18 protein-coding genes are annotated in these 18,343 nt (G+C 39.6%); 9 read left to right on the forward strand and 9 right to left on the reverse strand.

What is annotated here, in order from left to right; all coding sequences use genetic code 11:
* Nucleotide 1: 1 nt before the first annotated feature.
* From ACK1I8_RS09725 to ACK1I8_RS09745, 5 genes are all read right to left on the reverse strand, one after another.
* Nucleotides 2–979, reverse strand: coding sequence for a hypothetical protein (locus ACK1I8_RS09725; protein ID WP_412469132.1), 978 nt, complete (start codon nt 977–979; stop codon nt 2–4).
* 185 nt (nt 980–1,164) lie between these two features.
* Nucleotides 1,165–1,752, reverse strand: coding sequence for a hypothetical protein (locus ACK1I8_RS09730; RefSeq protein WP_412469133.1), 588 nt, complete (start codon nt 1,750–1,752; stop codon nt 1,165–1,167).
* A gap of 88 nt (nt 1,753–1,840) precedes the next feature.
* Nucleotides 1,841–2,806, reverse strand: a complete 966-nt coding sequence (locus tag ACK1I8_RS09735; protein WP_412469134.1) for a hypothetical protein — start codon at nt 2,804–2,806, stop codon at nt 1,841–1,843.
* 32 nt (nt 2,807–2,838) lie between these two features.
* Nucleotides 2,839–3,597 (reverse strand): HmuY family protein, encoded by a 759-nt coding sequence (locus tag ACK1I8_RS09740; RefSeq protein WP_412469135.1) that lies wholly within the window; start codon nt 3,595–3,597, stop codon nt 2,839–2,841.
* Between the two features lie 6 nt (nt 3,598–3,603).
* On the reverse strand, nt 3,604–4,332 hold the full coding sequence (locus tag ACK1I8_RS09745) for an HmuY family protein (RefSeq protein WP_412469136.1): 729 nt from the start codon (nt 4,330–4,332) through the stop codon (nt 3,604–3,606).
* A gap of 331 nt (nt 4,333–4,663) precedes the next feature.
* Between ACK1I8_RS09745 and ACK1I8_RS09750 the strand changes: the two genes are divergently transcribed.
* Genes ACK1I8_RS09750 through ACK1I8_RS09760 form a run of 3 tightly spaced genes read left to right on the forward strand, consistent with a single transcriptional unit; the run spans nt 4,664 to nt 7,441 of the window.
* Nucleotides 4,664–5,500, forward strand: a complete 837-nt coding sequence (locus ACK1I8_RS09750; protein ID WP_412469137.1) for a heme/hemin ABC transporter substrate-binding protein — start codon at nt 4,664–4,666, stop codon at nt 5,498–5,500.
* Nucleotides 5,500–6,543 carry a FecCD family ABC transporter permease gene (locus ACK1I8_RS09755; RefSeq protein ID WP_412469138.1) on the forward strand — a complete coding sequence of 348 codons (1,044 nt, stop codon included), beginning with the start codon at nt 5,500–5,502 and terminating at the stop codon, nt 6,541–6,543. Before ACK1I8_RS09750 ends, ACK1I8_RS09755 begins: the two co-directional genes overlap by 1 nt.
* A complete protein-coding gene (locus tag ACK1I8_RS09760) occupies nt 6,539–7,441 on the forward strand; it encodes a heme ABC transporter ATP-binding protein (protein ID WP_412469366.1) in 903 nt (300 codons plus the stop codon). Before ACK1I8_RS09755 ends, ACK1I8_RS09760 begins: the two co-directional genes overlap by 5 nt.
* A gap of 344 nt (nt 7,442–7,785) precedes the next feature.
* On the opposite strand, the gene ACK1I8_RS09765 is transcribed toward ACK1I8_RS09760, so the two are convergent.
* Nucleotides 7,786–8,763: a helix-turn-helix transcriptional regulator gene (locus tag ACK1I8_RS09765; RefSeq protein ID WP_412469139.1), complete on the reverse strand. Its 978-nt coding sequence runs from the start codon at nt 8,761–8,763 to the stop codon at nt 7,786–7,788.
* A gap of 761 nt (nt 8,764–9,524) precedes the next feature.
* On the opposite strand from ACK1I8_RS09765, the gene ACK1I8_RS09770 reads away from it, so the two are divergent.
* Entirely contained in the window at nt 9,525–10,250 is a 726-nt protein-coding gene (locus tag ACK1I8_RS09770) for a LytR/AlgR family response regulator transcription factor (protein WP_412469140.1), read from the forward strand.
* Between the two features lie 215 nt (nt 10,251–10,465).
* Here ACK1I8_RS09770 and ACK1I8_RS09775 read toward each other — a convergent pair whose 3' ends face one another.
* A complete protein-coding gene (locus ACK1I8_RS09775) occupies nt 10,466–10,645 on the reverse strand; it encodes a histone H1 (RefSeq protein WP_293787871.1) in 180 nt (59 codons plus the stop codon).
* Between the two features lie 341 nt (nt 10,646–10,986).
* Between ACK1I8_RS09775 and ACK1I8_RS09780 the strand changes: the two genes are divergently transcribed.
* The 3 genes from ACK1I8_RS09780 (at nt 10,987) to map (ending at nt 13,930) form a co-directional block, all read left to right on the forward strand.
* Entirely contained in the window at nt 10,987–12,138 is a 1,152-nt protein-coding gene (locus tag ACK1I8_RS09780) for a helix-turn-helix domain-containing protein (RefSeq protein WP_412469141.1), read from the forward strand.
* A 173-nt stretch (nt 12,139–12,311) separates the two neighbouring features.
* Entirely contained in the window at nt 12,312–12,698 is a 387-nt protein-coding gene (locus ACK1I8_RS09785; protein ID WP_412469142.1) for a Crp/Fnr family transcriptional regulator, read from the forward strand.
* 431 nt (nt 12,699–13,129) lie between these two features.
* Entirely contained in the window at nt 13,130–13,930 is an 801-nt protein-coding gene (gene map, locus ACK1I8_RS09790) for a type I methionyl aminopeptidase (RefSeq protein ID WP_412469143.1), read from the forward strand.
* A gap of 81 nt (nt 13,931–14,011) precedes the next feature.
* On the opposite strand, the gene ACK1I8_RS09795 is transcribed toward map, so the two are convergent.
* Entirely contained in the window at nt 14,012–15,136 is a 1,125-nt protein-coding gene (locus ACK1I8_RS09795; protein WP_412469144.1) for an AI-2E family transporter, read from the reverse strand.
* A 203-nt stretch (nt 15,137–15,339) separates the two neighbouring features.
* Between ACK1I8_RS09795 and mnmE the strand changes: the two genes are divergently transcribed.
* Entirely contained in the window at nt 15,340–16,698 is a 1,359-nt protein-coding gene (gene mnmE, locus ACK1I8_RS09800; RefSeq protein ID WP_412469145.1) for a tRNA uridine-5-carboxymethylaminomethyl(34) synthesis GTPase MnmE, read from the forward strand.
* Between the two features lie 178 nt (nt 16,699–16,876).
* Here the strand turns inward: mnmE and ACK1I8_RS09805 are convergent, their stop codons facing one another.
* On the reverse strand, nt 16,877–17,140 hold the full coding sequence (locus ACK1I8_RS09805; RefSeq protein ID WP_412469146.1) for a helix-turn-helix domain-containing protein: 264 nt from the start codon (nt 17,138–17,140) through the stop codon (nt 16,877–16,879).
* Between the two features lie 921 nt (nt 17,141–18,061).
* On the opposite strand from ACK1I8_RS09805, the gene ACK1I8_RS09810 reads away from it, so the two are divergent.
* Nucleotides 18,062–18,301 carry a hypothetical protein gene (locus ACK1I8_RS09810; protein WP_412469147.1) on the forward strand — a complete coding sequence of 80 codons (240 nt, stop codon included), beginning with the start codon at nt 18,062–18,064 and terminating at the stop codon, nt 18,299–18,301.
* Nucleotides 18,302–18,343: the final 42 nt, after the last annotated feature.

Raw genomic sequence — 18,343 nt, forward strand, 5'->3', positions numbered from 1 at the left:
GTTAGTTGGTAATGGTAATCGCGTCGTCGAAATAATCTGATATTCGCCCTGCTGCGTAATATTCTCCCGCAGGATAATTATAAATAAATAGATCATACTGACCAACAGGCAGGTTTTCAGGCACCTTTAATATTAATTGACCAGCCTTAACCTCTTTGATTGTAAGATCGTAAAACTGTTTGCTCGCTACATGTCGGATTGAAAATTTATTGATCAATTCGATCCTGTTTACCCCATTTAGCGTAAACTCTTCTCCAAGTTTTAAAGTGGTTTTTATAGTAGCCAGTTCCAGGAAGCTTATAGAAGGAGGGCCGGCAGTGATACCAAAGGTCCGTTCCATCACCACAGTTCTTTGCCCTGAAACAATCTTTAGTTTATAAATACCGTCCGGTATTGTTGTATCTAATGTTACATTAATCGCTATTGGGGTCAGTGTTCCTATTGTCAACGCTGTTTCAGTATTATTAGCTGTATTTACCAGGTAAACTTTGGTTTGATTTTTATCCGCTATGATATTATCACCACTTATGATAATATTTTTACCTTTTGTTGCAAAACTTTTGGAATTGTACACAAAAATGCCGCCAGTTACATCGACCTTAAGTAGTGGCTGATTGATCACCTTTTTGATCAGATACACTTTGGTTGTACCGTTTTGAGCCGTTACCACAAACTTAGTTGTTTCTTTAAAAACCACATGCTGGCCTGAAGCAGGACTTACACTTGCCCTTTCGGATACCACGATGGTTGGCGTAATGTAATCAGGTAAAACCTGCCCTGAAGGCCAGTATATAATCAGGTTCTTTTCATCTATTACTGCCTTAAGTGGCTCTCCATTGGCATCTTTTATCGTAAAACTTACAATGTCGGCATAAGGATAATCTTCATATTCCTTTTTGCAGGCACCGAATATGCTAAACAGGCATAAAATTAAAAGATAGTACGAACTGACAGAGAAGCGTTTATATATTGTATTCATAATCAATAATCATTAGATTTGCATTTTTAGACCCGCAAATACGGCCTTAGCTAAGGCTAATATTTTTAAAACGATTTGGGATTATTCCCTTATTTGGGTTTATTTATGATTTTTAGGGACGATAAGTCGTGTTTTCGTCCCTTTTTTCTGTTCTATCGAGTTATTGCCGCTGATAGAGCGATTCCTTACTTTAATCTCTTAGTATGGAAGTTTACCGTAGTATTGTAAGTACCAGATGTAGTTATACCATCAAGCTGAACCACATAAAGCCTTGTTGAGCCAGATATGGTAGATTGATTACCTACTATAGCATATCTTTGCGCTACCGGTGTAATGGTACGGTTAATCCTGTCGTAATTGTACCAGCCCACAGCTGTACTGGTATTGTTTCCCAAAGTGCTTATTGCACCTAATGTAACGGAAGAAACATCCGCTAAAGTAATGCCGCTAACATTGGTTACTGACGGAGAATCATAATAACCAAGGTTATTGGTACCTGCAATGGTAATGTTTCCGTTAAAGTTGCTGTCGAAATTAACCTGGTTGCCAGTACTTGCCACCACATTGTTAAGTAAATCGTATCCAACCGGAGTCCACGAAGTAGGTGAAGTTGATGAATTGGTTACCACGCCTGCTTCCGTATCGCCTACAGCAAGGGCCGCAGTTGTATTTTGTAAAGCAAGTTTGTTATCGGGTTGAACAGCATCTTTTTTACAGGCAGTTCCTAATATGGCTAAAGTTGCAATAGCGAACGTAAGTTTTAAAAATTTCATTTTCATTTTTTTTAGATTTATGATTTTTGTTATATAAATGGGAATAATCTCCCCAATCGTTTTTCAAATGGATAATGGTAACTGGATATTATTTGGCGGTAACGGTAACTGCCCAGTTTAGGGTGAGCAATGGCCATGTTCCAAATGCAGCCGTTGGTGTATATACCCCTGGCGGAACAGTATCAGGAACACGGATCGTGGCTTCGGTGCGGGTGTAAGAAACAATGGGTAAATTTGTTTTCTGTCCGTTTACCATGATATAAAATTCTTTAAAATCATGTAATACCGTCTGCGAAGAATTGATCTTGAACGTCTCCCCCTGTTTAACGGTAACCGGCCCATAATTAATTCCAGGCCTGCCATAAACCACTTTTACCGGATATTTCATTTCGGCAGTTAAGGCTTGTACTTTTACCCTTACCTTGTAAGTTCCGGTATCTAAACTTTGCGGAACCTGTAAATAACTATAAGTATAAGTTTTAACACCACCAATCATGGATACCGATACGCCTGGTGTACCCAGTGCCGAACTGGGCGCCAACTCATATTCTTTATCTGTTTTATCTACCAAGTAGGCCTTGATCTTTTTAACATCGGCAATATTAAAATTACCTTGCACCCGCACATCGTACGTGCCAATTGCCATTGTAGAGGTATTGGTGGCTGTGGATAGTTCGGTGAGTGCCAAAGGTGAGATCTGATTGAGTTTAATTATCAGCTTATAAGTGGAAGTGCTTTGATCGGCTGCAATAACGGTATAAGTTTTGTTGGTATCCAAAACCTCAACCGGGGTAGGCATTTCAATCAACCTGGCCCCTGCAGATAGTTTAATAACAGGCTCTATCACATCCAGTTCGTAGTAATATGGTAAATAAAGCGTTATGGTCTTGTCGGTTTCATCAATGGCACCAAAAATATCTCCATCGGATACGGCAACTTTAAATTCGGTGATTTTATTTGCCGGAACAGGTTCCAGACCGATTGTTTTTTTGCAGGCAGCAAGCGTAGCAACTGTGAATAGTATACCAAGCAGTTGCGTTAATTTATTCTTCATTTTAATATCAGGTTATTTATGTTATGGTACATTTATTTAATCTCGAATTTTGTACTTCCCTTTGGCACAATTACAAATTCAAAAGTGAAATACATATGTGGAGTGGTTCTGAACCATTTGTCAGCAGTATAGGCATCCTTGTAACAGCTGATCATTTTGATCTTCGCATAATCGCCTTTGGCTGTACGGACAACAATGGTTCGTTTTTCGGGCATCGCATAGGCCACGTGCTGTTTGTTGTAACTTCCATCCCCTCTCCTGGTACCGCCAAAATCATATAGGTACCATCCTGTTCCTTCACCAAAATCACCCTCATCATCAGTACCGATTGTTTTACTAATACTTAATGAAGCATCTGCCGGCACATTGGTAACCTCATCAAAAGGCTTTTGTAATATGGCAATTGCCCCCGTACCTGTACTCCCAGCGCCTAAACTGGTTGAAGATTGACCATTATTGCTACTTAAAAAACTATTGTAAAGTCCGCTGAAGCAAATATCCCAGTGATTGGTTTTGGCGTACAATAAAGGAACAATGGTCCTGGTTTCCAGACTGAACAGAACAGCCGTTGGCGGTACCGTAGGGTTTGCATCATCCGTTTCTACCGCTAAATTTTCTATACGCTGTATTTTATAATATGGTGTACCACCTTCGGTATGGGTTGGCACCTCTTTTTCAGCTTCAGGCGAAATGATATCGTCTTTCTTGCAACTGGTAAAAAGTAAGCCCAATATTAAACAGGCTGACACCCATTGAAGCCTGTTTTTGTTTATGGCAATCATTATATTCATCTTGTTTTATTTGGTCTGTAAATTTTTGCTTCCATCCTGTTGCACATAATATCTGAAGGTATAATAAGGTGCAGGCCAGTTTAAATCGCTTACACTTGGCGGATTGCCCTTGTAGGCATTAATCAACTGCAGTTTGGCATATTTGCCATCGGGCAACTTAATGGCGTAGGTACGGTTGGGAATGGCCTGCATAATATGTGTATTGAGGCTGTAAAAAAACCATCCATTGGAGCTGGACGAAGATGCCCAACCGATTTTAGTTACTTCGCTGGCATTAAAAACCTCATCAGATGGCGCCTCGTTAATGGTATCATAGTTTTGTTCCAACATAACCACTGCACTTTTTGCCGTTCCACCGAAACCGGGGTTATACTGATAATCTTTATCATTTACATAAACCTCGCTGTTATACGGTCCGGTAAAAGCCAAATCCCAGTCTTTTGTTGTTAGCCATTGTGCCGAGTCTGCTGCATTGCGGATCCAGATCTGTTTCTGATCCCTTAAGCGGAAAAGAAAGATATAAAAAGGCCGAACTTCTTTGCCGGGGGTTCCACTACCCATGGCGGCCTGTGTATCGCCGGCTAAATCGGTAATCACTATACTTTTACCATCTTGTAAAATCTTATTCTGATCTATTTCTTCTTTCTTGCATGAAGCAAAAGCACCCGTTAAAAGTAGCAGACCTATAGCTAACGTCTTTTGATTGAAGCAATTGATAAATCTCCGGTAGTTCATTCTTCAGTTATTTTTAATCATTCTAAATAAGAATACTGCAAACATCCAAATTAAGCGTCAGAAATGGTTTGTTTAATCCGTATTTTAATTTGTGCTATCCGTATTTTATTTTGTTCAAAGCGTATTTTTTCAATCTTCATTTTGCACAAATCAGTATATAAGCCATATGTGATATCAATAATAATTAACTTATTATCAATCATTTAACAAAAATAAAGCTACTTGCCTGTATAAGAAAATTTGATTATGCTCATGTTCAAGCATCCCTAATATGTTTGTATTTAGATTAATTAAATACTTTTTTTGCGCTACCAAAGAAGTTTAAATCAGCATGAAAAAGTATTGCATCACACTCCTGATATTTTGTTTTTTACCTGGATTCCACGAAGCTTCAGCACAGGCCAAGCGGATTGTTACTTTAGGTAGCGCCATTAGCGAGACGGTACATGCTTTAGGTTATGGTAAACAGATGGTGGCTACAGATGTCACCAGCGTATGGCCTGAAGAGATTAACAGGTTACCTAAAGTAAGCCGGAACAGGTCGTTTTCTGTTGAAGCCATTACCGCCTTTCGGCCGGATCTTGTGCTGGTTCCTGAAGGCGATTTTTCTAAAGAAAACCTTTATCAGTTTAAATCATTAGGTATCCGGGTGATTCCCATCCGCCAGGAGTTTTCAGTTGAAGGTGCTTCCAGATTCATCAGGAAGATTGCAACAGCCATTGGTGATAAGGCTCGTGGTGAACAACTTGCGCAGCAAACCGAAAAGCGAATCAATAACACCTTAAGCCAACTAAGAAAAGGCAACAAGATACCAAAAGTCCTATTTATTTACGCCCGTGGTGTAGGTACTATGCATGTGGCAGGCAAAGGGAGCAGTATCGATGCCATTATAAAATTGGCAGGTGGCAAAAATGCCATACAGGAATTTAGTGATTTTAAACCTTATACCACTGAGGCACTGATTAAAAGCAACCCGGATATCATCCTGATGTTCGATTTTGGCCTGAAGAGCTTAGGTGGTAAAGACGCCTTTTTAAACCTGCCAGGTGTAGCCTATACCAATGCCGGAAAGAATAAAAGGATTGTAGAGATGAATGGTCCATTGCTTATCAATTTCAGTAACCGTTTACCTGAAGCCATTAAAGCCTTAAATAACCAGATTTTATAATGAGAAGGGTATTCATATATACTTTATTCGGTGCAGGCTTATTGGTTGCGATCTGTTTTTCACTCGCTTTAGGGGCTATGCGCATTCCATTAAAAGAGGTAATTGACACATTGACCCATACCATGGGCTTTACCCTGTTCGGCAGTACGGATCATGGTATAAATGAAAGTGTAATTATGATGATCAGGTTACCTCGTACCTTAATGGGCGTACTGGTTGGTGCTGCGCTGGGCATTTCAGGGGCTGCCATACAAGGTATATTTAAAAATCCCCTGGCCGAACCTGGCCTGGTAGGCATATCAGCAGGTGCATCATTGATGGCGGTACTAATTATTGCTTTTGAAACCTTTTTGTTTTCTGGTTTGATCCAGTTGTTAGGTTATTATCTATTGGCCTTTGGCGCTTTTGCCGGAGCAGGGATCACTGCTATGTTGGTATATAACCTTTCGAAGGTAAACGGACAGGCCAATGTTTCGACCATGTTGCTGGCTGGTATTGCGATTAATGCCATGGCAGGTGCATTAACCGGATTGGTTACCTACCTGGCCGATGAGCAGAAACTGAGGAGCATCACTTTCTGGATGATGGGCAGCCTGGGCGGCGCCACCTGGCAAAATGTAAGCTGTTTATTTCCTTTTGTGGGTATTGCCGTAGTTGGACTCCCATTTTTAGCACGAGGTTTAAACTTATTTGCCATAGGCGAAAATCAGGTTGAACTGATTGGATTAAACCCGAACCAAATCAAAATACTCGTGATAGTATTGGCCACCATGGCCGTGGGGGCCTCGGTTGCTGTTTCAGGCATTATTGGTTTTATCGGCCTGCTCATCCCCCACCTTACGCGTTTACTTGGAGGTGTAGACCACCGTTTTGTACTTCCGGTTTCGGCATTAATGGGCGCTTTGGTACTCACCCTTGCTGATATGGTTTCGAGATTGATTGTACAGCCAATTGAATTGCCAATAGGTGTGGTTACAGCCTTGATGGGCAGTCCCGTTTTTTTATATATCCTCATTAAAGACAAAAAGAAATTAGCTCATTAACAACCGGTTTATGCTTAGAGTAGAATCCATCAACTATAAATTAAATAACAGGCCACTTTTAAAAGACATCTCGTTCAGTATCAGACCGGGCGAAATGGTTGCACTTTTAGGATCGAACGGGGCTGGAAAGTCTACCCTTATGCGTTTACTTTCCGGTGAGCGAAAGCCCGATAATGGGCGTATTATATTATATGGTGAGGATCTTCAGGATTATAACCGAAAAATACTGGCCACCAAAAGGGCTTATTTGCAACAGCATAATCCCATTAGCATGGCTTTTACCGTAAAAGAAGTAGTGATGATGGGCAGGTACGGTTTTAAAAGCCTTCCCTCGGCAAAAAACGACCAAACTGCGATACTTGAAACGATGGAACTTTGTGGCTTAACAGATTTTGCCGACCGGTCCATGCTTAGTCTTTCGGGCGGCGAACAGCAAAGAGTGCACCTGGCAAGGGTTTTGACCCAAATTTGGGATAACAAAAATGCCGTATTGCTTTTGGACGAACCTACCAACAACATGGACCTGCAGTTTCAGCACCAAACCCTGGCTATTGGTGCTGCGATGGCAAAAAAAGGCTATATGATTATTATGGTGCTGCACGATGTTAATCTTGCCGCACAATATGCCAACAGGATCATTGTTCTAAAAGATGGACGAAAATGGTGGGATGGTACTCCGGCTCAGGTACTTACGCCACAGCATATCTATACGGCATTTGGCATTCACGCCCAGGCATATACCGACCAAAGTACTTTAAAAACAGTTATTGTACCCAAGGAAATTAAGCTTGATGCGGCAAAATTCAATTCTAACTTACAGACTGGAAACCCCTCCGTTTACAAATTAAAAACGGCCAAAACAGATGAATCCGTAACACTCCGATCTGTTCAGATTTAAATCTCCGCTACCGATGAAAAACATTCAAAAAACTATTTCATACTGCCCTAAGCATCAGCCAAATGCCTCATCCGGCCTATCATGAAGCTTTTAAAGAGAACATTTTAAATACGATAAATGATTACTGCCGTTTAAAGCGGTTATTGTTCTCCGAAAAAAGATTATGGATTGCGTTCAAACTGTTGGAAGTAAGCGATTTTATCCATCCTGAGTCGCTCTGGCTAATGCTTAAAGAAGATAAAAACCGATCAGCATCGGTTGTGTGTACACCAACTTAAAACTGATGGAAGCTGCCGGCATTGCCGAAGCACAAAATACAGGGTCCAGGTTAATTTTATATAAAATCAGATCCGCAGATCACTAGGTAAAATCCCATAATATTTTTTAAAGGCATTGGTAAAACTGGCCTGGTGTTTAAATCCGATGTTTACACCTACTTCATACATGTTTTTCCCCTCCTCTAAAATTAACCTTTTGGCCTCTTCCATTCTTAAGCGCGTTACAAAGTCGTAAATGGTACTGCCGAAATATTTTTTAAAACCCGTTCTCAATTTAAACTCATTCAGCAATATCATTTTTGATAGCTGCTTATGGGTTGGGGGATCGATATAACCCCGCTCCAGAATCTCCCTGGCTTCTTCAAGTTTTGGAATATCGCGATCGAGCAAAGGCTCCCTCCCTCCCTGCAGGTGCTGACTGAATTGTTCCAGTTGATACATGATCAGCTCGGTAATACGCGCATCAGTAAATAGTCGCTTCAATTCTCCGTCTTGCCTGCAGGTAATAATGGCATTTATTGCCCGGTGCATTTCGGGAGTCATAAACAGATCCTGCGCTGCAAAAGAGGTTGATACTCCTTTTTCCATTTCCTGTACAAACTGTTCATGCAGGGGAGAATACAGATCAACCAACCGGAGATAATAATCTTTAGAAAGTACAATCAAAAAATATACAAATTCTGCATCAGGTTTTACATCATAAGCTTCTTTTGCCGAGGGGATATACCTGATGTTGTGCCTGCTCAATCCATATTTAGCCGATGGATTACCGATTGTTGCAGCATTTTTATGGCTAAAAATAAACTGACAGGTGATGGCCTCTCCTTCTACTTCGGTGAGGATCCGTGCCGGCCCGTCAAATTTCATTTCTGCATGCACCAAAAAAAGGCCATTGGTAGAAAGCTGATAGTTTTTGAGGGCTACCGGGGTGTCCTTAATGGCTATTGATTTTTCTGACAATCGATGATCGGGTACATATTGGTCTGGAATTTCTTCCATAAACAGAAAATCTTTCTGATGCTCTATTTTTGCCTTGACAATCATTTCCGGTTAGTTATTGTTTAATCTCAGATAGAACAAATATACAATATTATTTATATTAATTCTAAATAAGGAGATTTATTCCCTAATAAGCTCCTTTGGGAAAAATGGCGCTTATTAAAAACCGGATTTTGATCAAGGTATCATCCTGAGTCTAGTGGAAATTAATCGAAGGATCTTTTTCAAATGTGTTAAAGGCGTTTAGATAAGATAAGAAAATTCCTATCTAAAAGAGAACGCTAATTTAGATAGGAAAAGAGCGATAATTTAGATTTGATGAGTGAATAGGTAGATGTTAATATGTTATTAAGCTCAAATGAAATCGCACCTGCATTAAAACTTAAACCATTTCTTGATGGTAAACAAAGATCGCATTCTATCTTTGTTTTCAGCGCCAGCTTACACAGATCGGTGCGTTTCCGTTACAGATAGGTACAAATGGCATTCCACTCTAAAATCAATCACAAAATATTTAGTGGGCACATCCATAATCAACTTTCTAAAGCTAAGATTTGTTAAATGTGCAAAAAAGCATGCCAGATCTTTCAAATATTAAACTGTAATCCCCTTGCTTTTGGTCAGGAGCAATAAACCACGGCACTATTAGCCAATCAGATCAGTTAATGGTTCATAATGAGCTATTCAATGCATTTTTTAATTTAAAAAACTGCTGTAAAAAGAAAATAAAAGGGAATGCAGGATATATTTTCTATTTTCAGTGCAAAAAGGTGTAAATTCGTTATATATGCAAAGAAGATTAATAAATGATTAGGTGTATAGCCATTGATGACCAGCAAAACTCAATCCTGGGTCTTGAAAAATATATAGCGGATACTCCGAATATGGAACTACTGGCTAGTTACACCGATCCGATGGCAGCTTTGAAAGAACTGAAAAATATTGATTCGGTAGATGTGATATTTATGGACATTCAAATGCCACAGCTTTCAGGCATTGAACTTTCAAAAGCAGTTCGCTCCAAGACCCGGAAACTGATTTTTACTACTTCGCACGAGGAATATGCCTATGAAGCTTTCGAAGCCGAGGCAGATGCCTATTTACTTAAACCTTACGGTTATGCCAAATTTGCCTTAACGCTTAACCGGGTTTTTGGGGACGAAATAGAAGGTATTGAACCGGAGGCCTACTTCTTTGTTAAAAATAAATCCGAAGCACACAAAGCTGTTTTAGTAAGATATGCAGACATCATCGCGTTTGAAAGTTTTCACAACTACATCAAAATACATACAACAGAGAAGGTTATTATTGCCTATTTAAGTCTGAAAGATGTAAAAGAGCAGCTAAAGATAGAAAAGGGGTTTATCCAGCTGCATAGAGGCTATATTGTCTCCATCAATCATATTTTACATGTTGAAGGTACCAGGGTAACACTTTCTAACCAGACCAGCTTTACAGTAGGCGATCTTTATTACAATGATTTTCGCGACTTTTTTACTGATAAACTGGTAACCAGCAAACGCAGTAAATAAAGGTTAAGGTTGGCTTAAGCACAAGGCTGAAAAAAAAGGAGGCCAAAAAAAGAGGTCATATCATAAAGATAATAATTGTCATCCTAAAGCTGTAGAACCTGCCATAGTATTTTGCAGGGCATTTAGATACCTGGCCTAGCTGAGTAGAAGCTCAGTTCAGTGTAACAAATTATCGATGTTTTTTATGATACAACCTCTTTTACCAACCCAAAAAATTATTTTGCGCTGTTTTTTTTATCCGTTACTTCAGTTCTGATTTCCTGCGCTAAAACTTTTAGGTCTTGCATGGCTTTACGTACGCGTGTACCTGCGGCAGCATTACCACCATCATAAAATTTAGTTACGTCTGCTTCAACAGAAGAGATTAGATCTTGCACTTTTTTAAATTTGTCCATAATTTTTCTTTTATAAGGATGTTATACATCCGTTAATTAACTAATATCCTTTCCGCTAACAATAAACGGGCCGCAAAACTATTGCTTTTTATAATTTAAACAAACGTTTATGCCAAATCATTATTGCAAATCATACAAAAGCCAATTAAAATATAGGCGTCTACAGGCTATCCGGCCAGGTTTGAATTAAAGCCTTCTCATTTAAACCATGTGGATTTCATCATTAAAGATTTTAAAATCCATGAGTTTAACTTTTGTAATTATGTCTTATCTTGGCTGGAAATATGCAGTCGTTAAACCTTCTCGTTAGTACCACTTGTTTGTTCCTGCTTTTATTCTCCATGCATCTTTTTTTTGCCAAAAGAGGGAATAGACTATTAAACATATTACTGTCGGTTATATTTTTTGCGCGGTTTGGACAGATTCTCACCTCGTTGCTCTTTAAAGCTGGTCAACCCCATGCTTTAGCTATCTTTCATCAAACCTTTACACCGTTTTATTATGCTGCACCGGCCTGTTTTTATCTATACATTACCGGTTTTCTTCGGGATCGTAAACATTTACAGTACATAGAATGGCTTCATTTTGTGCCAGTTTTACTGGCCGTTATCCATGTTATTCCCTGGCATATCTCTCCGCCCGATTGGAATGTAGTGGGGACTCAATTGGCCCAAAACGGTTACTTTTCCTTAAAAGCGAAAACCGGCCTTTTTCCACCATATTTCCATTATGTATTTCGTCCGCTGCTGGTAACTGGCTATTTATGCGCCACCTGGATTGTGGTACTGCGCCTTAACAAAAAACCGCAACAGCTACTGGACAGCGAAGGCAGAACATGGATTATCTTTTTCCTTCGGATTGCTACTTTTTTTCAACTGTTGGGTTTGATCCCATTTATATTAAGGTCCTTACACATCCCATATGTCAATACCTGTTTCATCGTACTTAACTGCCTCGTCCTGCTGCTTGTTTTATTGTATACACTACATAAGCCATATATTTTTTATGGTTATTTGCTAGTAGCGGTTGACTGGACTAAAAAACCGGCAAACAGGCAAACCGGTACTGATTCCATTTTGGTTCCCTTAGAGACAGAAAATCCAATACGGAACCTGGCAACAGCTAAAAAAACAAACCTCATAGATGCGCAGCTGGTTGATTATGCCCTCGCCATGAAAGAAATAATGGAAAGGGAACAGCTTTACCTCCATCACGATTTTCAGATCATCGATCTTGCCGCAAAACTTAACCTGCCGGTACACCACTGTTCTTTCGTGATCAACAAACAGATCGGCAAAAATTTCCGGGATTGGATAAATGGTTACCGGATCAGTCATTTTTTGGAGCAGTACCCGCTAAAATCAGATAGATTTACTATTGAAGCCATTGCTTCAGAAGCTGGCTTTAAAAGCCATGCCACATTTTATAATGCATTCAGAAAAGAAACAGGTTTAATGCCAACTGCTTATTTTGCAATGGGAATAAGCCATTAGCCTTTTTTAAAGTCATTTTTGGTCTAACTATCGTATCGTTAGAGAATGCGAACACCCTATTATTCTACGTGAAGTAAAAAGCAAGATACCTTTGCTTTCAGATCAACATGTGTGTATAGCGTTTTAAACGAATAGGCCATACATCGTTTTAGCAATCTCAACAGGCTTCAATTATGTCCGATACAGCATCATTTTTACGCCCGCTTTTCAATTATCTTGAACAGTTCTATCCTTTGTCCGGGGCCCTTAAAACAGAACTTGAAAAATACTGTGAACTCATCCACATCAAAAAAAATAAATACATACTTTCTCCCATAGATCTTAACGCTTCACTATATTTTTTGGTAAACGGTCTTGTACGTGGTTTCGTGCGCGATGGCAGAAAAGACATCAGTACCTGGTTTAGCACCGGAAATGAAATAATCGGCGCCATACGCCACCCCGGTCAACGACCTAACCATTCTATAGAATACCTTCAGGCCCTCGAACAATGCCAGCTGATCTGTATTCCATACACCTTAATCGATTTCGTGTATACCCATTATCCGGAAGCCAACTGAATCGGTAGAAAGCTGTTGGCCCTCCATCATTATAAAGCATCAGAAAGAGCTATCCTCGCCCGCATTCCAAAAGCCGTGAGCAGGTACCGGAAACTTCAGGAAAGCGGACTGGACATCAACAGAATACCACAGCGCTATCTGGCCAGCTACCTTGGCATGCGTTTAGAAACCCTCAGCAGAATCAGGCATAAAGTTTTAATACCCGATTGCAGCCTATGCTCTTATTTGTTGGCAAACTGAGATTTAACAACCAAGGTTGCTAACCTATATTCTTAAGCCATCAGTAGCCGGCTGTACAAATACCATCTTTTATCATGGCATACCTATAGCAAAATACCACCGGTAGCATTGTGGTCAGGTTTGATTAATTATTTTACACCACATTTTTTTACGCTTTCTTCCTTTTGGCTTCTTTTGTTAAATTTGCGACAATGATTTTATATAAAACCAACGAAGAAGTAGAACTAATGCAAATTAGCGCACTACTGGTGAGCGATACCCTTGCAGAAGTAGCTAAAATATTAAAACCAGGCATTACCACCATTGAAATAGACCGTGTAGCAAACGAATTTATACTGGATAATGGTGCTATACCTTCCTTTTACAACTATAATGGATTTCCTTTTCATATCATTACCTCGGTAAACGATGTGGTTGTACATGGTTTTCCTACCAAAGACGAATTGAAGGATGGCGATATTATCTCGGTAGACGTAGGTACAATTAAAAATGGTTTCCATGGCGATCATGCTTATACCTTTATCATAGGCGAAGTATCACCGGAAATATTAAATCTGGTTAAAACAACTAAAGAATCGCTTTTTCTTGGAATTAAGGAAGCTGTTGTGGGCAAACGCATCGGCGATATTGGTGCCGCCATCCAAATTCATAACGAAAAACAGGGTTTTGGGGTAGTGAGAGACCTTGTTGGCCATGGTTTGGGTAGAGACATGCACGAAGATCCGCAGGTACCCAATTACGGCAGAAAAGGCAATGGTTTACTTTTGAAAGAAAACCTGGTCATGGCTATCGAACCGATGATCAACATGGGCAAAAAAGATGTATTTCTGGACGAAGATGGCTGGACAATCAGGACGGCAGACGGAAGTCCATCAGTACATTTTGAACACGATGTATGTGTTAAAAAGGGCGAAGCGCTGATCCTTTCTAATTATGCTCCGATTGAGGCTGCAGAAAAGCAGAACAGTAACCTCAATACATCTTATTATTAGATAGTATAGAAACGCAAGGAAATCTGATTAATTAGCTTCCTTGCGTTTTAAAGTTTAGTACAAACCGAAGTATTAAAACAACTACCCTTTTTCAATTCCCGATTTTGTGGCCACTGGTTTTTTCCTTCTGAAAACAGGGAAAGTCATCGGGCTTCTTGCCGGGCGCTCATCTCCCAATAACACGCCCCACTGTTTAAAGGATTCTGTACGATCGAAGATAATCTTCAATACCGCCACAATTGGCAACGCCAGGAACATCCCGGAAATGCCCGCTATGCTGCCACCAATAAATACGCCCAGGATTGCAAACAAAGCATTTATTTTCACCTTAGAGCCTACAATACGCGGCATCAGGATGTTATTATCTAAAAATTGAACAAAAGCAATCACCCCTAGAACGGTTAGTACCGGCCATAACTCCTGTGAGGAAGTAAGCGTTAACAACACTCCGATTACGTTGCCGATTAAGGCCCCCACGTAAGGGATCAGGTTTAAGATGGCAAAAATTACTCCAATCAACAGGGCATGCTTGATACCGATCAACATCAATATCCCCCCCAATAAAATGGTCATATATGTAATCTGAATTAACAATCCGATCAGATAACTTTTAATGATCGATTCGGTTTCATAAATAGCCTCCTTAACTTTCGGATGATCGTCTGCTTTAAACCACATAAAGATAAAACGCAAGATGATATCTTTATAAAAGAGCATCAGGTAAATATAAATGGGCAGCAAACCGATAAATACAAAAATACCGCTTAAAGTAACCGCAGCTCCACCAGCCATTGAGGTCCCCATGTTCATCAAATCATCGCTTTTGGCCTGGATAAATGCTTTTTGCTGTTTATCGTTATAATGGGTAATGCGACTGATCCAATCGCTCAACGAATTAATATGTTGTGTTACATTGGCCTTGATCTGTGGAAAATCTTTGACTAAAATCCCAATCTGGTTTGAGAAAAACCAAATAATCAAAGCCACAAAAAGGGCCACCAATAAAATGGGTAAAATAATGGCCAACGATTCAGGTACTTTTTTCTTTTTTAAAAAGCGATATACGGGTAACAGCATAATGCTGATGAAAAATGCCATCAATATCGGCATGATAATATCTCGTCCGATCACCATCACGGCTGCAACGGCCATCAGTCCCAACAATTCTATTGATCGTTTTACGGTTAGGGGTAAATTGTTCGTCATAAAAGCTTATTCTGATTTGAGATTTAAACACAGGCAGGTGTAAAATGTTTTAAATAGTTAGTTTGAAGTGAAGTATGGGGAGTTTGGAGCCGACGTTTGGAGTCAATTTTAACTGTAAACAAATAACCGCTACCAAAAAAATTTACTTCATTTACACCATATCCCCATAGATTAGACTTATTTTTGCAGCTTCAATACCACATATGAACAATCAAGATACCATTATTGCTTTGTCTACTCCTTCTGGCGCCGGTGCTATTGGCGTAATCCGCTTATCTGGCCCGGAGGCTATTTCGCTTACCAATGCCGTATTTACAGGAAAGGATTTAGAAAAGCAGGCCTCGCATACTTTACATTTTGGCCTGATCAAAGACGGCGATCATATTGTGGATGAGGTGGTAGCAGGCTTATTTGTGGCCCCAAAATCGTATACCAAAGAAAATGTGGTAGAAATTTCCTGCCATGGTTCTAATTATATCATTCAACAGATTATTAACTTGTTAATCAGCAAAGGTGCACGTGCGGCCAAACCTGGCGAATTTACTTTGCGTGCCTTTTTGAACGGCGCTTTCGATCTGAGTCAGGCAGAGGCAGTTGCCGATTTAATTGCTTCCAATTCCAGGGCTTCGCATGATGTGGCCATGCAGCAGATGCGCGGAGGCTTTGCCAATGAATTAAAAGGTTTGCGCGAACAGTTGATCCATTTTGCTTCGATGATTGAGCTTGAACTCGATTTCGCCGAAGAAGATGTAGAATTTGCCAACCGCGAACAGCTTAAAAACCTCGTTAACAAAATCAATTACGTTTTACAGCGATTGATCTCCTCTTTTGAAATGGGAAATGTAATTAAAAATGGTGTACCTATTGTAATTGCAGGTAAACCAAATGTGGGTAAATCGACCCTATTAAATGCCCTACTTAACGAAGAACGCGCCATCGTTTCGGATATTGCCGGCACCACACGAGATACCATTGAGGATGAACTGACCATTGGCGGTATTGTTTTCCGTTTTATTGATACAGCCGGAATCCGCGATACTGCCGATATTATTGAAGCTTTAGGTGTAGAACGCACCTTAGAGAAAATGAAACAGGCCAAACTGATCATTTACATGGCCGATGCTGCTCAAAGCACCGCAGAAATTGAAGAGCAGATCCGCGGTTTAGACCAATTGCATATTCCCTATTTAATTTTGGTCAACAAAGCCGAACTGCTGAATGATATGCAACGCAAAACTTTAGAAGCGCTAAATATGGTATTTATTTCTGCTAAAGAAAAACAGGGTATAGACGAACTAAAAAACACGCTACTGGAGCAGGTTAACCTGCACCATATTAATACCAGCGAAACTTTGGTGACCAATATCCGCCATGTAGAGGCCTTAAAACAAACAGAACATGCGCTGCAAAGGGTTTTGGCCAATGTCGATAATCCGGTAACCTCCGATTTTTTAGCCATGGATATTAAACAGGCACTGCATTATCTCGGTGAAATTACCGGTACGGTAACTACCGATGATTTGTTGGAGAATATTTTCACGAAGTTTTGTATCGGAAAGTAAATTCTCAAACCGAAACCAAGCAAAACAACACATATTACTGATTATCAGATATTTGTAATTTGGATGAATTATTTTTTTAAATACATCTCTTTAAATTTCAAACAGATGGTATATACGAGTTGAAGCAAGGAAAAGATAAAAAATAGTAAGGCCGGCAAATCATAACTTTTTTTGCCAATCAATTATCGTCATCAGTTATAGTTCTGATTAAGTCATTATGATTAAGGGTCAATAAATGGGCAACCCCTACATTCAAAATTACTGCGATCTCAAACAAACGTTCAACAGTCAATTTAGTATAACCCAGTTCGATTTTACTGTAGGCATTTTGCGAAATGTTTAGTTTTACCGCCAGATACTCCTGGGTGTAATATCTGTATTCTCTAATTTTCCTAATGTTCAGGGCAACATCCTTAGCCCTTACAACTAATAAATCTTCCATAAAGCGCTAATTTTTATGACTTGTAAAACCTTACCTCAAAATAATTAAGCAAGTAAATTCTAATGCAAATGACTCATAAACTGTATGAGGATTTATACATTTAAACGAAAAAGTGTATAAAATGTTTAGAGATTAGCATATACAGTTGCTTAATTTTTTCGTTGGTAGTGCGCTAAATGGTGAGTTGGATAGCGACGCAACGCGGTTCAAAATCTGTTGTCTGAGTAAAGGATATTATTATTAAATTAGTAGAAAAATAATGAGATTATAAGTAATGATCATAACCGTCAAATTATTACGTGACATGCAGCAATGAAAGTATGAAATACAGGAATGTTATCGAACGGTGTTGCACCTATTTTTCGCAAAGGGATTTATGGGTGCAGAACGTAATTGCGAGCAGACATGGTCAACAGCAGAGCAACAATGTCTATTTGCTATCAATCTAGTGCCGGGATAGGCCAAAGATTGTAGAAAACATAAAAAAAAAGGCTTCCGAACGAATAAAAATCAACGTGTAGGTCTGGAAATTTGTGAAAGCGCTTACCGGTGACCATTAACTATTCAGGGATAGCATTGTTAAGGACATTCTTTTGTCATTGAAAGAGGATATGAAGAAAAGCAGAATCAGCCAAATGAAAAGGCTGTCAGGGTCTGCTAATTTTTAATAGCAAGTACTTGATCCAATAGTGGGGTGGTTTTAAAAATTGCCAGGTTTTCTATTCGAATACAATCATGTTTCTGCAAAGTCAATAAACGAAACTTGTTGCTTGTTCTCCTTTATTGGATAAGCTATAGTCTACACCTCAGGCACAAGACTAAGGACACATGGCTAACTAATGTTGCGGCTATTCCAAACCAATCAGCGGAAATTTTGTCTTACAATAGCAGCTGCATAAACGCAGACCAACAATTAATACGATGGAAAACTTAACATTATCCGAAAATGCAAAAGGGTTTATGGACTATGCCATAGACACGATAAATGCCATGGATGGTGCTCCGGAGCACAGTTCAGCGCAAAAAGATGAAGTGATCGCTAAGATCAGTAAACTTAAAACCTTACTGGGCAAACTTGAACAGTCGTATCTTGATAATACGCCGAGCGATACGGCCTCGCCTGTGGATCCCAAGTATATTGCAGCTGCCGGACACAGCTAAACATTAAAATGATAGTCAAAACCTTTGTATAAAAAATGTAAT

Source organism: Pedobacter sp. KLB.chiD (assembly GCF_047040275.1).
Classification (GTDB): Bacteria; Bacteroidota; Bacteroidia; order Sphingobacteriales; family Sphingobacteriaceae; genus Pedobacter.

Excerpts from the sequence above, each read along its gene's own strand:
- ACK1I8_RS09795 (WP_412469144.1), bottom strand. The coding sequence starts at position 15,136 with ATGACGAACAATTTACCCCTAACCGTAAAACGATCAATAGAATTGTTG.
- ACK1I8_RS09745 (WP_412469136.1), bottom strand. The coding sequence starts at position 4,332 with ATGAACTACCGGAGATTTATCAATTGCTTCAATCAAAAGACGTTAGCT.
- ACK1I8_RS09740 (WP_412469135.1), bottom strand. The coding sequence starts at position 3,597 with ATGAATATAATGATTGCCATAAACAAAAACAGGCTTCAATGGGTGTCA.
- ACK1I8_RS09785 (WP_412469142.1), top strand. The coding sequence starts at position 12,312 with ATGTCCGATACAGCATCATTTTTACGCCCGCTTTTCAATTATCTTGAA.
- ACK1I8_RS09750 (WP_412469137.1), top strand. The coding sequence starts at position 4,664 with ATGAAAAAGTATTGCATCACACTCCTGATATTTTGTTTTTTACCTGGA.
- ACK1I8_RS09775 (WP_293787871.1), bottom strand. The coding sequence starts at position 10,645 with ATGGACAAATTTAAAAAAGTGCAAGATCTAATCTCTTCTGTTGAAGCA.
- map (WP_412469143.1), top strand. The coding sequence starts at position 13,130 with ATGATTTTATATAAAACCAACGAAGAAGTAGAACTAATGCAAATTAGC.
- ACK1I8_RS09725 (WP_412469132.1), bottom strand. The coding sequence starts at position 979 with ATGAATACAATATATAAACGCTTCTCTGTCAGTTCGTACTATCTTTTA.
- ACK1I8_RS09765 (WP_412469139.1), bottom strand. The coding sequence starts at position 8,763 with ATGATTGTCAAGGCAAAAATAGAGCATCAGAAAGATTTTCTGTTTATG.
- ACK1I8_RS09755 (WP_412469138.1), top strand. The coding sequence starts at position 5,500 with ATGAGAAGGGTATTCATATATACTTTATTCGGTGCAGGCTTATTGGTT.
- ACK1I8_RS09770 (WP_412469140.1), top strand. The coding sequence starts at position 9,525 with ATGATTAGGTGTATAGCCATTGATGACCAGCAAAACTCAATCCTGGGT.
- ACK1I8_RS09805 (WP_412469146.1), bottom strand. The coding sequence starts at position 17,140 with ATGGAAGATTTATTAGTTGTAAGGGCTAAGGATGTTGCCCTGAACATT.
- ACK1I8_RS09730 (WP_412469133.1), bottom strand. The coding sequence starts at position 1,752 with ATGAAATTTTTAAAACTTACGTTCGCTATTGCAACTTTAGCCATATTA.
- ACK1I8_RS09735 (WP_412469134.1), bottom strand. The coding sequence starts at position 2,806 with ATGAAGAATAAATTAACGCAACTGCTTGGTATACTATTCACAGTTGCT.
- mnmE (WP_412469145.1), top strand. The coding sequence starts at position 15,340 with ATGAACAATCAAGATACCATTATTGCTTTGTCTACTCCTTCTGGCGCC.
- ACK1I8_RS09810 (WP_412469147.1), top strand. The coding sequence starts at position 18,062 with ATGGAAAACTTAACATTATCCGAAAATGCAAAAGGGTTTATGGACTAT.
- ACK1I8_RS09780 (WP_412469141.1), top strand. The coding sequence starts at position 10,987 with ATGCATCTTTTTTTTGCCAAAAGAGGGAATAGACTATTAAACATATTA.